Annotated in this window: 12 protein-coding genes and 1 pseudogene; all 13 read left to right on the top strand. The window is 36.4% G+C overall.

Features of this window, described 5'->3' with window-relative positions; genetic code table 11:
* Positions 1–1,106 (top strand): CRISPR-associated endonuclease Cas1 (gene cas1, locus O3633_RS08560; RefSeq protein ID WP_371621004.1); only part of this gene is annotated, 1,106 nt, incomplete at its 5' end.
* Positions 1,106–1,435, top strand: a complete 330-nt coding sequence (gene cas2 / locus O3633_RS08565; protein WP_371621005.1) for a CRISPR-associated endonuclease Cas2 — start codon at positions 1,106–1,108, stop codon at positions 1,433–1,435. The genes cas1 and cas2, both read left to right, overlap by 1 nt.
* 2,684 nt (positions 1,436–4,119) lie before the next feature.
* On the top strand, positions 4,120–4,413 hold the full coding sequence (locus tag O3633_RS08570) for a hypothetical protein (protein ID WP_371621006.1): 294 nt from the start codon (positions 4,120–4,122) through the stop codon (positions 4,411–4,413).
* A gap of 1,081 nt (positions 4,414–5,494) precedes the next feature.
* The gene (cas6, locus tag O3633_RS08575; RefSeq protein ID WP_371621007.1) at positions 5,495–6,226 is read left to right on the top strand and encodes a CRISPR-associated endoribonuclease Cas6; all 732 of its coding nucleotides are present in this window, start codon (positions 5,495–5,497) and stop codon (positions 6,224–6,226) included.
* Complete coding sequence (gene cas10, locus O3633_RS08580; protein ID WP_371621008.1) at positions 6,207–8,450, top strand: type III-A CRISPR-associated protein Cas10/Csm1; 2,244 nt, start codon at positions 6,207–6,209, stop codon at positions 8,448–8,450. Before cas6 ends, cas10 begins: the two co-directional genes overlap by 20 nt.
* Positions 8,451–8,831 carry a type III-A CRISPR-associated protein Csm2 gene (gene csm2 / locus O3633_RS08585; RefSeq protein ID WP_371621009.1) on the top strand — a complete coding sequence of 127 codons (381 nt, stop codon included), beginning with the start codon at positions 8,451–8,453 and terminating at the stop codon, positions 8,829–8,831.
* A complete protein-coding gene (gene csm3 / locus O3633_RS08590) occupies positions 8,831–9,493 on the top strand; it encodes a type III-A CRISPR-associated RAMP protein Csm3 (protein WP_371621010.1) in 663 nt (220 codons plus the stop codon). Before csm2 ends, csm3 begins: the two co-directional genes overlap by 1 nt.
* A gap of 1 nt (position 9,494) precedes the next feature.
* Positions 9,495–10,400 (top strand): type III-A CRISPR-associated RAMP protein Csm4, encoded by a 906-nt coding sequence (csm4, locus tag O3633_RS08595; RefSeq protein ID WP_371621011.1) that lies wholly within the window; start codon positions 9,495–9,497, stop codon positions 10,398–10,400.
* A complete protein-coding gene (gene csm5 / locus O3633_RS08600) occupies positions 10,397–11,476 on the top strand; it encodes a type III-A CRISPR-associated RAMP protein Csm5 (RefSeq protein ID WP_371621012.1) in 1,080 nt (359 codons plus the stop codon). The genes csm4 and csm5 overlap by 4 nt, the downstream gene beginning before the upstream one ends.
* Positions 11,473–12,633, top strand: a complete 1,161-nt coding sequence (gene csm6, locus O3633_RS08605) for a type III-A CRISPR-associated CARF protein Csm6 (protein ID WP_371621013.1) — start codon at positions 11,473–11,475, stop codon at positions 12,631–12,633. Before csm5 ends, csm6 (O3633_RS08605) begins: the two co-directional genes overlap by 4 nt.
* A 16-nt stretch (positions 12,634–12,649) precedes the next feature.
* Positions 12,650–13,936: a type III-A CRISPR-associated CARF protein Csm6 gene (gene csm6 / locus O3633_RS08610; protein ID WP_371621014.1), complete on the top strand. Its 1,287-nt coding sequence runs from the start codon at positions 12,650–12,652 to the stop codon at positions 13,934–13,936.
* 285 nt (positions 13,937–14,221) lie between these two features.
* Positions 14,222–14,358, top strand: a pseudogene (locus tag O3633_RS08615) (LURP-one-related/scramblase family protein); the annotation flags it as partial.
* A gap of 22 nt (positions 14,359–14,380) precedes the next feature.
* A complete protein-coding gene (locus tag O3633_RS08620) occupies positions 14,381–14,674 on the top strand; it encodes a hypothetical protein (RefSeq protein ID WP_371621015.1) in 294 nt (97 codons plus the stop codon).
* Positions 14,675–14,899 lie beyond the last annotated feature (225 nt).

Consider the following 14,899-nt stretch of genomic DNA (forward strand, 5'->3'; position numbering starts at 1 on the left):
TTCGTTTTTTTTGTTTAAAAAAATTAATATTTGGTATTGACAAAAGCAATTTTAATGATAAAATAGTATCCTTTATACATTTAGGAGGTGTATATGAGATGAGTGACCTTTTTGTTCAAAAGTCTGATCATTTTTTAAGTCTCTGTAATCAGATGATTGTCATAAAGAATGGTCAACGCGAGATTGTTAAAGAAATCTCAATCCACTTAGTTGAGAATGTCATAGTATTTGGGCACGCTCAGTTAAGCACACAATTACTAAAGGCTTTAGCAAAGAAGCAAATCAATGTTTATTATTTTTCTGGTGAAGGTAAATTTTTGGCTTGCTTGGATTCCTATCGACAAGAAGACTTTGAGAAGCAAATTATTCAGACGAAAGCTTGTTTTGATAAGGATTTTTGTCTCTCTATATCCAAAAAAATAGTTTCTGCCAAGGTAAATCACCAGCTATCCTTACTTAAAAATTATAATCAAGATGGAATTTTAACACATGAAGATTTTTCGCGCTTTGAAGAAAGTATAGAAAAGATATCTGAAGCTATGTCAATACCAGAAGTGATGGGGTATGAAGGTAGAATTGCCAAGTCTTATTTTTACTATTTGGGCTTGCTAGTACCGGATGAGTTTCGTTTTTATGGGCGAAGTCGTAGGCCTGCTGAGGATTGTTTTAATAGTCTACTAAATTTTGGTTACTCTTTGCTCTATTCTTGCTTTCTAGGTCTGATAAGAAAGAATGGTTTGAGTTATGGTTTTGGAGTTATGCATCAGAGCAAGCAACACCATGCAAGTTTAGCGAGTGACCTCATGGAGGAGTGGCGTCCAATCATCGTTGATAATACTATTTTAGACTTAATCTTTAGTGGTAAATTAACAGTTGAGCATTTTGAAAAGAATGAAGAGGGTGGCTATTTATTGCGAGATGAAGGGAGAAAGGTTTTTATCTGTGCAATGAGGGAACGGATGTTAGAAATCCATCAGTACGTTGAAGTAGATAAAAAACGTTATACTTTTCTATATATGGCAGATCTTCAGATTAAAGGATTTATCCGAGCTTGTGAAAAACTCAAACCCGAACTTTATACCAGTTGCTTTACAGGGGAAATATAATGGGACTTTACTTTAATCTATCTTCTGAGGAGAAGGAATTTGCTAAGAAAAAAAGTTTCTTTTGTATCATTATTTATGATATTGTCAGTAATAAGAGACGCTTAAAACTAGCAAAGTTACTAGAGGGATTTGGTCTACGAGTCCAACGTTCTTGTTTTGAAGTGGATTTGGAGAAGTCAAACTATCAAACCTTAATAAGAGAGTTAGAAGATTTCTACGATCCTGATCAGCTTGATAATATCATCATTTATGTTGGAAGGAGGGAAGAAACGATGCGTTTAAATACAGATGAAGTTGAGGTAGAGAAGGATGATTGTTTGTTCTTTTGATGTGAAAACTCTTTCAAAATATGATATACTAGTTTTAGTTTCCAATAGGTTATATCTAGTGCTTGTTATAGGATTGTATACAAGATATGGGTATAGAAACCTATTTACCTCGAAAGGGGCCGGAAACTAAATGATATAAAGTAGTATAATTTTATTTATTTTTCTATAGAAACCTATTTACCTCGAAAGGGGCCGGAAACTATGTATTAATTTCAACAATCATCTTATTACACCTTTATAGAAACCTATTTACCTCGAAAGGGGCCGGAAACAGTTATTTTCATTATATTTGCTCCTTTTGTTTTTCTATAGAAACCTATTTACCTCGAAAGGGGCCGGAAACGTTGTAAACACCATTGCAAAAACATCTTTTGTATTATAGAAACCTATTTACCTCGAAAGGGGCCGGAAACCATAGCACCTGACCATGGTTTGAATGAAGTAGTAATGATATAGAAACCTATTTACCTCGAAAGGGGCCGGAAACCTGTTTGGTAGTTAGTTAGTTTAAAATAGCTTTCTACTAAGTATAGAAACCTATTTACCTCGAAAGGGGCCGGAAACCTTCAGCCATTGTGAACTTACCAATCTTGTCAGTACGTATAGAAACCTATTTACCTCGAAAGGGGCCGGAAACAATCTGATGGATTTCTTGACTCTCTTAATTCCCTGTATAGAAACCTATTTACCTCGAAAGGGGACGGAAACTGTATTATCTATATCAATTAGTATATTAGTAAACAAGGTATAGAAACCTATTTACCTCGAAAGGGGCCGGAAACTCGGCTGGTATATAATTCAGTATTGTTGTAGTCAAATTTGTATAGAAACCTATTTACCTCGAAAGGGGCCGGAAACAAAAGCTCTTGAAAAGCTTGCACTTCTTACACAGTAAGTATAGAAACCTATTTACCTCGAAAGGGGACGGAAACAAAAGCCCAATAGTCTTGCTCTTCATAGTCAGGGTATAGAAACCTATTTACCTCGAAAGGGGACGGAAACCTTGTACCACAAACAAGAGGCTCACCAATTTGCCTTAGTATAGACACCTATCTACCTCGGGAGGGGCCGGAAACTCGACAAACTCCTTGTAAGTTGTTCCATAAGCAAGTATGGCCACCTATCTACCTCGCGAGGGGCCGGAAACCAGATTGCTATGAATCGTTTCATTCTGTGACCTCTTCGAAAGTAAAGAACCCTATTTACTTCGCGAGGGGCCGGAGACACATCACCATGAGAGCTATTTTTCACCTTGATTTTAGCGTATAGCCACCTATCTACCTCGAGAGGGGCCGGAAACACAGACATAAACGTTTTAGCTCTTTTCTTCGCCCAGTATAGCTACCAATCTACCTCGCGAGGGGCCGGAAACCAAGCACAATAAATTTGCAAGCTATAATCTGCTGTATAGCTACCTATCTACCTCGAAAGGGGCCGGAAACTGACCATAGAATCTTTTAACAATAGGTTTAGAAGAGTAAAGAACCCTATTTACCTCGAAAGGGGCCGGAAACTATCTCAAAGCTTCAATCTCAGTATTGAAAGATTCGGTATAGCCACCTATCTACCTCGGGAGGGACCGGAAACCAGATTGCTATGAATCGTTTCATTCTGTGACCTCTTCGAAAGTAAAGAACCCTATTTACCTCGAAAGGGGCCGGAAACTAACCAACGTATCTGATGACATTCATATCAGGGTTTAGAGTATAGGTATAGATCCCTATCTACCTCGTGAGGAGCTGTAAACTCGGTTTTGCCATCGTATTCTTTGCGATACCTGTACGTCTGTATATCTCCCTATTTACCTCGCGAGGGGCCGGAAACGTAAATTGATAAACTTCTCCGTTAAGATAAAGAGTATAGATACCTATCTACCTCGCGAGGGGACGGAAACATTAAACTAGATGAAAATATTGCTATTTCTAAAAAAGGTAAATACCCGAGATAGAGCGTAAAAAGCTTTTTCTTGAGTATGTAAACACTCAGGAAAACAGTTTATACTTAGTTATCGAGGCTTATAAAAGCGCCTATCATGTAAAGATTGAGGTATCACTTACTGAAGAGATGATAAAATCATTTTTAGAATGGTATAGGAAAGATAAGCCCTTAACTGATACAGTGATTAAAGTTAAGAAAATCACAATTAAAGAAGTTTATTAGTGGTGACTTTACACCGTTAACATTAGATGATAGTAAAGTAAATGAGGTTTATTGTAATAATGACTGTACTTATTCAAACATTCTTGAAAGATATATCACTGAGTCAGAGATTGAAGACGGTGAGTATATTTATTGTGATAATGTTGATGATTGGGATGATAGAGATAATGCTTTCTATTGTGAAGGTTGTGATGAATGATGTAGCCTATCAGGTCATTATGTAGAAACGGAAGATTATGAGAAATTCTGTTCAGTTGAGTGTGCCTCTGATTGTGGGTACACAATTACTGAAAAGGGTGAACTAGTTGATATAGATGAGACTTTCTGTTGTGAAGATTGTTCTTGTACATATCTAGACACAGATTCTTATGAAGGTGTTGATGGTTATCTATACTGTGAAAATTGTATTTGTGACCATGAGGAAGAAGAGGAATAATAAAGGGTTAAATATAGGGCTTTGGGATTGTAACATATCCCAACCTAAACTCTTATAAATAAGGTAACATGGGAAGGAATAATAAAGAATGAAAATGTTTAAATTATGGGGTTACTCAATTGCAATTTTTATGGCAATCTTGCTACTTTGGGTAAATTTTGCACCAAAAGGCAAAGTCGAAGAGGTAAAAACCATAGAAAAATCACAACAAGTCAAAAATGATGATTTGAAAGTAGAGCTAAAAGATGGTATTGTGTTAGGTAAATACTATACTGATAAAGGGTACTATATTATAGTATGGGATGAAGACTATAATAAACCTATTGAGTTTGATGTAGACTTTGGAGAATGGTCTAAAATCCATTTTGGTGACACTTATTAAAGGCCTTTAAATCGTCTGTATTGATATAGAAAACTATTTACCTCGAAAGGGGACGGAAACACTATGATGCTGATTGCTCCGTTCAGTAAAATTTCAGTATAGCCACCTATCTACCTCGAGAGGGGCCGGAAACCCAATTCCAATATAGCGATATGCTCGCCCATTGTTCGCATAGCTACCTATCAACCTCGAGAGGGGACGGAAACCCACGTTGGCTCAAGATTGCACGTTCTTCTGCTGTGAAGTATAGCTCCCTATCTACCTCGGGAGGGGCCGGAAACAATGCCAAAGTGCGAAATCCAATTTCTCTAATTACTGTATAGATACCTATCCACCTCGCGAGGAGGCGGAAACATTTTTATTAAAACAAATATTTAGTTTAAAATTTTCGAATAGCCCCCTATCTACCTCGTTAGGGGGCGGGAACTTAATCTTATTGGCTTTTGCCTCACCATCTGCTTTAGTATAGATACCTATCAACCTAGCGAGGGGCCGGCAATTAATGATGATGGTAGAAATAGTTATATTTCATATTTTTGTAAAGAAATTGCTAGATTCGCAGTGTTTAGGAACATTAAAGAGTCGCATCCTAAGCTTAGAGAAGGATAAGTAACCTCGTAAGGGGCCGAAAACTAGAACGGTAGTTCTTCATCGCTGATGTCAATAGGTATAGCTCCCTATCTACCTCGCGAGGGGCCTTCAACTCGTAGTTTCCAGTTACAGATTCGATAGCACGTTGAACAGCGTATATCTACCTATCTACCTCGGGAGGAGTCGGAAACGCATTTACTGCGTTCTTAGCCAAAATCTCTACGATCGTAGTGAAACCTATTTACCTCGAAAGGGGCCGGAATCTGAAAGAAACTCAAGTACACTTTAATATACATAGCGTATAGAAAGTAATTTACCTCGGAGAGGGGCCGGAAACCTGCGAATAGCTGGTAAGATCTCTGATGTCACCCGTATAGTTACCTATCTACCTCGAGAGGGGACATTTTTATAAGGTCAAAGGATTCCAAAAGTAAATGAAAAAAGCGCTCCTGAGAAACCAAAAGCGCAATTGTATCAATAAAGGAGGCATATGAAACACATCGAACTATCATTTAAGCGGATTGACCAATCACCGAGCGACCTATCGACAAAATTCCAAGGTTTTCTCATGGAAAAGCTAGAACCAGACTATGTGACTTGGCTACATGAGCAGGAGACCAACCCCTACTCACTAAAAATCATCCATCAAAAGGACAAGTCCCTATGGTCCCTTCATCTCCTGACGGATGAGGCTGTCAAGCAGATCTTGCCTGTTCTATTGGAGCTCAAGAAAGTAGAACTTCATGACTTGCCGACTCTCATGGTAGAGTCTTTGTCCGTGCAAGATCTCAGTTCGGAACAACTCTTTGAGTTTTTTAATGAAAACCAAGATCGGTCACTCTTTACCATTCATTTTCAAACTCCGACAGGATTTCGCTCCCAGGGAGAGTACGTGCTCTTTCCGACCATGCGTCTCATCTTTCAGAGTTTGATGATGAAGTATGCACGTCTGGTCGAGAATCGTCAGGAAATCGAAGAGGAAACCCTGGACTACTTGGTCAAGCATAGTAGGATTACCAGCTATCGATTGGAATCTAGCTATTTTAAAGTCCATGGTAAAAGAATCCCTGGTTTCAGGGGGAAATTGACCTTTAAAATTACAGGTCCAAATACCTTGAAAGCATACGCCAATATGCTTCTAAAATTTGGGGAATACTCAGGTCTCGGTATGAAAACTAGCTTAGGGATGGGAGGTTTAGAACTTGAAGAAAGAAAAGATTGATTTAGTTTATGGATCACTTTTGCATGCTATCGGCAAGGTGATTCAAGGTTCCAGATATGATGAGAAGGACCTGGGTACCATTGGGTCCGAATGGTTTAGACGCTTTTCGGATAATGAAAAGATAGCCCAGCAGATAGCCAAGGCGACTTCTAGTGATTTGCCGACGGATTTAGCTCCTGATAGTTTGGTCTATATCACGTCAGTTTCGGCAAAGATTGCTTCAGGTCTAAAAGGGGTAGCAGATACTCATGGAGGAAAAGAAAATTTCCTAAGCAAACAATCGGATATCTTCAATGTATTTTCAGATACCCCTTGTCAGCGTTATCTTGATGCGCGCCTATTAGAGCTTGATGGGAAGCCAAACTATGCAAAAGAATCGAGTGAGCCGTCTGACCAGTCAGACTATGACTTGATAGTAGAGACCTTAGAAAAAGAGTTTGAGAGATTTGAATTTAGCCAATCTGAAATAGATGCCCTTTTGAATCTCCTTGAGTCTACTCTTCCCTATGTACCTGTTTCGACAAGAACCAAGGCTTTATCGGATATTTCTCTAGCAACCTACAGTCGTCTGACAGCAGCTTTTGCCCTAGCCATAGAGGAATATTTAGCAGACAAGAATTGCCGTGACTATGAGAAGGTACTGGGACAAGATTTAGAAGCTTTTTATAGGGAGAAGGCCTTTTTATTAGCAAGTTTTGACTTGTCAGGGATTCAGGACTTTATCTACAATATCGCAACAGCTGGTGCAGCCAAGCAACTAAAAGCACGTTCCTTGTATCTAGATTTTATGGGTGAACATATCGCTGATAGCTTACTGGAGAAGTTAGAGCTGACAAGGGCTAATCTCCTCTACGTCGGTGGTGGTCACGCCTACTTTATCCTTCCAAACACCGAAAAAACTAGAGAAACCTTGGCTAGTTTTGAAGCAGAATTCAATCAGTTTCTGATCAAGCATTTCCAGACAGGTTTATACGTAGCATTTGGTTGGAGTCCATTTTCTGCCAATGATATGACAACGACACTGGCCGACTATCGAAAAGTCTATCAAACAACCAGTCGAATGATTTCTCAAAAGAAAATTTCTCGTTACGATGCCAAAACTCTCCTTGAACTCAACCAAGGAGGAAAAAGTTCTCAGAAAGAATGTGCTATTTGCCACTCAGTCGAAAAGCTTACCAAGTATAAAGATCAAGAGGTCTGCCATATCTGTGCAGGAATGTATCGCTTTGCTAAGGAGATACAAGAAAACTATTATATTGTCACAAAAGAAAAAGGCTTACCGATAGGTCCGGGAGCCTATATTAGAGGTATTTCCAAATCCGACCTCGCTAAAGAAGAGTGGATTCGTGTTTATGTAAAGAATAGCTATAGTACAGATATCCTAAAAGCAACCCATGTCTTTATCGGAGATTACAAGTATGATGAGATTGATAAGTATGCCAAATTATCTCAGGATAGGGAAACTGGACAAGGGATTAAGCGATTAGCAGTTGTTCGACTAGATGTGGATGATCTAGGAGCAGCCTTTATGGCTGGGTTCTCCTATCAAGATGGTGGCAAATATAATACTCTGGCACGTTCGGCAACCTTCTCTAGAAGTATGAGTCTCTTCTTTAAGGTCTATATCAACCAGTTTGCGAAAGAGAAAAAACTATCGATCATTTATGCCGGTGGAGATGATGTATTTGCTATCGGATCCTGGCAGGATGTTATTGAGTTCACTATTTGTCTCCGACAAAACTTTATCAAGTGGACAAATGGCAAATTAACCCTATCAGCAGGGATTGGCCTCTTTCCAGATAAAACTCCAGTTAGCCTGATGGCTGAGGAAACTGGTAAGCTAGAAGGAGAAGCAAAGGATAATGACAAGGACAGTATTTCTCTTTTTGACAAAAACTATACCTTGAAGTTCGACCAATTTATTGACAATGTCTATAGTGGGAAACTGAAGAGCATTCGTTACTACTTTAATATTCAAGATGAGCGAGGAAAGAGTTTTGTATATAGACTTATTGAGCTTCTTCGCAACTACGATCGTATGAATATTGCTCGATTAGCCTATTATTTGACCCGTTTAGAAGATCAAACTTCTAAGGATAAAAAAGAAGGGTTTAAAGAGTTTAAAGATTTATTCTTTTCTTGGTATACAGGTAGCGATAATGAACGTAAGGAAGCAGAGATAGCTTTACTTCTATATATTTATGAGATTAGAAAGGATTCATAGATGGCAATTTTAAGAGATGATAATTATGTAGATAAGGCAGAAAATGTCATTAAATCACTGAATCGAAACACTAGAGATTTTAGGAACCCTGATGCATTTCTTTTAACAACTAGCAAAATTAGAAACCTACTAAGCTTGACGAGTACCCTCTTTGATGAGAGTAAAGTTAGAGAGTACAAGGATTTGGCTGACAAAATTGCTTATTTGAGAGTGCAGTTTGTTTATCAATCGGGCCGAGAAACTGCGGTTAAAGACTTGGTTAAAAAGGCTGAAATTCTAGACATTTTAAAAGAAATAAACAATAAGGAAAGTCTCCAACGTTTTTGTCGCTATATGGAAGCACTAGTAGCTTATTTCAAATTTTATGGAGGAAAAGATTAATGGCATTTGCAAAAATTCAAGTAACAGCACAAATTCGTTTAGAAACAGGACTTCATATTGGGACAAGCAATGCTTTTGCGGCAATTGGGGCTACTGATTCTCCTGTAATCAAGGATCCTATTACTAACTTACCAATTATTCCTAGTTCAAGTATCAAAGGGAAGATGCGCAGTCTCCTTTCAAAAGTTCATAATGAACGACTAGCTAAGAAACCAGGAGAAGATGGCGAACTTCTAAGTCGACTGTTTGGGAACAGTTCAGATAATCGCTATAAAATGGGGCGACTCATTTTTAGAGATGCTTTCTTAATCAATAAGGACGAGTTAGATTCATTAGGGGTCAAGAGCTATACTGAAGTTAAGTTTGAAAATACTATTGACCGTATCACTGCTGAAGCGAATCCGAGACAAATTGAACGTGCCATCCGTAAGAGTGCTTTTGCATTTGAATTAATCTATGAAATCACAGATGACAGTGAAGAACAAGTGGAAGAAGATTTTAAAGTAATTCTTGACGGATTAAAACTCCTGGAACTTGATTATTTAGGTGGATCAGGCTCTCGTGGATATGGTAAAGTTGTTTTTGAGGATCTTAAAGCAAATACAGTTTTCGGAAACTATGATGTTAGTAGATTGAATGAACTTTTAACTACGGAGGTCTAGTATGACCTATAAGATGTATATTATGAACTTTCAGTCTGCTCACTTTGGAGCAGGTACGCTTGATAGTTCTAAAATGACTTTTGCAGCTGGCCGATTATTTTCTGCCTTAGCTATTGAGGCAAAAAAAATGGGTAAAATGGAGGAATTTGTATCATTAGCAGGTCAAGATGAATTTGTTTTGACTGATGCCTTTCCTTATCAGTCAAGTCCATATTTACCGAAGCCGATAGGATTTCCAAAGTTTGAACAGCCGGATTTAAAAACGGATGTCAAAGAAGTAAGACGTCAAGCTAAAATGGCAAAGAAACTTCAGTTTATTCCTTTAGATAAATTTGATTCTTTTGTAAATGGTACTCTTTTTGAAGATGCAGAATATGCAGTAACAAATATTATCACTAAAAACCAACCTCATGTAGATGGGCATCTTTATCAAGTTTCTACCGTTCGATTTGCGGATAAGTCTGCTCTCTATGTGATTGCTACCGAATCAAACCTCTTGAATGAACTCATGACCAGCTTGCAGTATACAGGAATTGGTGGCAAACGTTCCAGCGGTTATGGACGGTTTGATTTAACCATTACAGACATACCTGATGCTCTTAAAAATCGTCTTACTAAGGTCCATCAAGGACCTGTTATGACCTTGACTACTTCTCTACCAGTCGAAAAGGAACTTGAATATGCTATGGAAACTGGTTCCTATTTACTAAGTAAATCAAGTGGTTTTGCTTTTAGTACAGAAACTAATGAAAATTACCGTAAGCAGGATTTATATAAGTTTGCTTCTGGATCTACTTTCTCTGAAACCTTTACAGGACAGATTGTAGATGTAAGACCTCTTGATTTCCCGCATGAAGTATTAAACTATGCTAAGCCACTATTTTTCAAGATGGAGGGAGAAAGATGAAAACAGAATATAGAACCTTTCAATTCAGTCTCCTAGCCATGGCTCCTATCCATATTGGGAATGGTGAAAAATATACTTCTCGAGAATTTATCTATGAAAATGGATACTTTTATTTCCCTGATATGGGTAAGTTTTATAATCGCATGGTGGAGAAAGGATTCGATCAGAAGTTTGAGCGTTTTTTACAGGAGACAAAGCCAAACGCTAGAAATAATCGCTTGATTTCCTTCTTGGATGATAACCGGATATCTAATCGTGATTTCGGTGGTTACCGGATTGTTGAGACTGGTTTGGAAATTGAAAAAAATAATCGCGATTCCAAATTAGGCACGATAAATGAAGTGGCAAAATTTATTAGAGACCCTTTTGGGAGTCCGTATATTCCAGGTAGTTCCTTAAAGGGAGCTATTCGAACTATTATAATGAACACAAATCCTGACTGGAACAATAAGAATGCAGTTGATTTTCGTGGGAGAAGTCCTAAAGAAAACAAAAAGATGATTCCATGGGGTGCCAAAAAGGGTCAAGAATTTAATGACTTGTTTAATGCTATTCGTGTTAGTGATAGTAAGCCATTTAACAATGAGCAGATTATTCTAGTTCAAAAATGGGATTATTCAGCCAAGTCCTTAACTGCCAAGCCTCTTCCTTTATACAGAGAAGCAATCGTACCCTTAACTAGAATCAATTTCACCATTACTACATCCACTAAGGAAGCTGGAATCCTAATTGAGGAATTAGGACAGAGAGCGCAAGCTTTTTACAAAGAATATAAAGAATTTTTCTTATCAGATTTTCCTGAAAATAAGATTCAGCCAAATCTTCAATATCCTATCTATTTGGGAGCTGGAAGTGGAGCCTGGACAAAGACCTTGTTTCAACAAGCGGATGGAATCTTGCAAAAACGGTATAGTCGAATGAAGACAAAGATGGTTGGTAAGGGAGTGTTGAAATTAACAAAAGCACCAATGAAAAGTGTTAAAACAACACAAGCAACTCGAAAACTGATAATGAATGATGAGTCTTTCTATGAAATGGGTAAAGCTAATTTCATAATCAAGGAGATTAGTCGATGAGAATTTTAATATCAGCAGTAGGAGATACAGATCCTATACGAAATTTTCACGATGGAGCCTTAGTTCATATTGCTAGAAAGTACCGCCCAGATAAAATTATTATTATTTTTTCTGAGAGAACTATTGGTAAGAAAGAAAATATTGAAAAAGTACTTCATGCTATCGATCCTGAATATGTTCCAGAGATCGTTATTCATAAACCAATTATTTTGAATGCTGACATTTATGTCTTTGATACAATGTATGATCAGTTTGAATCAATTATTCAGCAGTATTATACGAAGGATGATGAATTACTTTTAAATCTTTCAAGCGCAACACCACAAGTAAAAGCAGCACTTTTTATAATTAATAGACTCAGTGAAATAAACGTTAAAGCTATACAAGTTCCAACTCCCGTAAATGATTCAAATGAGAACGTGCCTCACGACAATGTTGAAGATATAGATATTCTCATTGATACAAATGAAGACAATGTTGAAGATTTTGTAGATCGTACTCTAGAGGATGAGTCTGAAAAATTCTTACACGCTTTGATGAAGAAAACAATTCGTGATTTTATTAAGAAATATGATTATAAAGCTAGTTTAGAGCTATCAAATCAATTGCCTGACTTCCCTGGTTTGAAAGACTGTCGCAAAAAGTTACAAGATATTGTGGATTCATTAGACAGGCAAGATATACCTCAACTCCTCCAAAAGAAAAAATGGAGTGAAGAACAGAAAAAAGTACTAAATGCCTATTTGACCATTGATTTACAAAAAGAACGTGGGAATTTTAGTGAAGGTCTGATTAGAATTAAAAACCTTACAGAGTTTATCTTAGATGACTATATCGAAAATCGTTATCCAGGATTTCTGGATAATTACGCGAACGATTCAGAGAAATATTATATCGGGATTTGGGATTATGGCAAGATCCTTCAAGAAAAAAGAGAGTGGATATTGTATGACAAAATCAAACCGATTTTGAGAATAAACAAAACACGAAATACAGTAGCCCATCGATTAGATTCTATAAAAGCTGAAGACTTAAAACAGTTAGGTCCTGTTCTAAAAACCTTAAAAGGACTAGTCAAGGAACAGTATCAATTCACTGAGAAAGATTTTAATTTTTACAAGGACTTAAATAAGGAATTATTAGAATTACTGAAATAATGAGAGGTAGAATATCTTGGAAATTTTAATTTCAGCAGTTGGAACGACAGATCCGATAAGCAATAATCGAGATGCAGCTTTATTACATATTGCTCGAACTTACAGACCCGAACAGATTGTTTTAGTTTATAGTGAAGAAATGTTGATAAAAAGAGATTTTATTGAGAGGGCATTATTTTCAATCGAAAGTTATCATCCTGAAGTGGTTATTGAACCGATCATATTGAAAAATGATGAGGTCTACCTTTTTGATAAAATGTATGAAGTGATGGGACAGATTATCGAAAAATATTCTGGAACAGACCATCAATTGATCTTAAATCTATCTTCAGGTACACCTCAGATTATTTCTGCTTTATTTGCCTTGAATCGAATTAATGATTATAATACGCAGGCCATACAGGTTGCAACACCTAACAAATCAGCAAATAGGAAGTATGTACCACTTTCAAGTGAAGATGAACAGAAGCTTTTTGATGAGAACGAGGATAATCAAAAGAATTACGAAGATCGTACAATCAAAGATGAAGCTGAAAAATTTAATCAGTCTCTTATCAAGCGACACTTAAGAAATTTAATCTCTTCTTATGATTATCTTGCTGCGGAAGAATTAGTTACTAGAAAAGAATACAATAAATTACTTTCTAAAAAGAAATTAGCTCGTTTAAGAGACATATTAAATGATTTTGTAAAAGTATTTAAAACTCAAGCGATTTTAAAAGATATTCAGGGATATTCACTCACAGAAGTTGAGAAAAAAGCTCTTAATTACTTTTTAATGATTGAAGTTTTGAAAGAGAGAGGGCAGGTTGCTGATGTCTTAATCAAATCAAAGTCTTATGTTGAATTTATCATCGAGGAAAAGATAAAGAAAGATTATCCAGAATTGATCAAATATGATGGGACTTTTCCAAAGTTAAATGAAGAATACAAGGATTTTGAAGCTGTTTTAGATTTCATTGACATAGAATTTAAGAAAGCTAAGGGTATAAAAGATGAGAAGGAAAGAATCTATTCCCCTCAGTCAACCTTAAATCTCTTGTCTTATGAAAATATTCTATCTTATTATGAAGTTTCTCCTGAATTACTTAAGTCGATAAAGCTAATAAATAGCTTAAATGGTGAGAGAAATAAGGTTGCACATGGCTTGTCAGAAATTGATAGTAAACTAGTTAATTCTAGAAAATTGCAACAGACAATAGATGCTTTGCGCTTTATTTTACAGGATACCTTCAATATTGATGATAGCTATCTTACTTGTTATCGGGCTTTGAATCAAGAAATGTTAGATCTACTTCGATAGTAATGATGTACATTTAAAAAATTTTAATTGTAAGTAGCTTATCTCGTTTGTGTGTTTACATAGCTAATTTCACAGTTGACTCAATCTAAAATTAAAAATGTTAAGAATTGATTTTCTCCTTTTCTTATTTTAAAAAATTAACGGTTCTACGAGTCATCTAAGATAGCAAAACATATTACCCAATCTAATAATTGCTAACCACGAAAGAATGACAAGTTCATTGAATGAAGGTGGTATCATGAGTTTTTGATCTTCGTGTGATGAATTTGTTTTTTTGAGTTTCTTATAAGAACATTTCTTGTCAAACAAAAAGTTCTCCTAGGTGGTGAACGCTTCGATATCAAGAATGAGTTGGGTAATAATGCTTATCAGTAGAAGGTTTATTTTTAAAGATTCCAAAGACCTTAATCAGAGAAGATATCAAACAAAAAAATGGAGGAAAAAATGAGGGAATTAAAAATATTGGGTTATGCTACATTAGCTTTTATGATTTTTGTTATCATAGGTGTAAATTTTCATGTTAACGAACCAATTAAAGAGCAGCCACATATAGGACTATCTCAAAGTGTATTAGATACTGAGTTGAAAGTTCAATTAAAAGAGGGTATTGTATTGGGTAAATACTATACCAAAGACGGTTACTATATCATCGTTTGGGATGAGGAGATAAAGAAACCTGTTGTCCATGATTTAGACAAAGTTGAGTGGGAAAGAATAAGATTTGGAGATATAGACTAAATTTGTATGAGACTTGGTAGATTTTCAAAGAGTACCTTGATCACTTTTGGTTTTATCTTACAGGATACCTTCGATATAGATGATAGCTATTTTGCATGTTCTCGAATACATAATTATGAAATACTAGAGTTACTTCGGCAGTAATTATGTGCATTTATATAGCTTAATTTTCCAGTTGACGCAAACTTAAAAAAACGATATAATAAGAAAGTTGAGAATTGATTT

The organism is Streptococcus sp. 27098_8_22 (genome assembly GCF_041432415.1).
Taxonomy (GTDB): Bacteria; Bacillota; Bacilli; order Lactobacillales; family Streptococcaceae; genus Streptococcus; species Streptococcus pseudopneumoniae_M.

Coding starts and splice junctions, on each gene's coding strand:
- cas2 (WP_371621005.1), top strand. CDS start 1,106: ATGGGACTTTACTTTAATCTATCTTCTGAGGAGAAGGAATTTGCTAAG.
- O3633_RS08570 (WP_371621006.1), top strand. CDS start 4,120: ATGAAAATGTTTAAATTATGGGGTTACTCAATTGCAATTTTTATGGCA.
- cas6 (WP_371621007.1), top strand. CDS start 5,495: ATGAAACACATCGAACTATCATTTAAGCGGATTGACCAATCACCGAGC.
- csm2 (WP_371621009.1), top strand. CDS start 8,451: ATGGCAATTTTAAGAGATGATAATTATGTAGATAAGGCAGAAAATGTC.
- csm3 (WP_371621010.1), top strand. CDS start 8,831: ATGGCATTTGCAAAAATTCAAGTAACAGCACAAATTCGTTTAGAAACA.
- csm4 (WP_371621011.1), top strand. CDS start 9,495: ATGACCTATAAGATGTATATTATGAACTTTCAGTCTGCTCACTTTGGA.
- csm5 (WP_371621012.1), top strand. CDS start 10,397: ATGAAAACAGAATATAGAACCTTTCAATTCAGTCTCCTAGCCATGGCT.
- csm6 (WP_371621013.1), top strand. CDS start 11,473: ATGAGAATTTTAATATCAGCAGTAGGAGATACAGATCCTATACGAAAT.
- O3633_RS08620 (WP_371621015.1), top strand. CDS start 14,381: ATGAGGGAATTAAAAATATTGGGTTATGCTACATTAGCTTTTATGATT.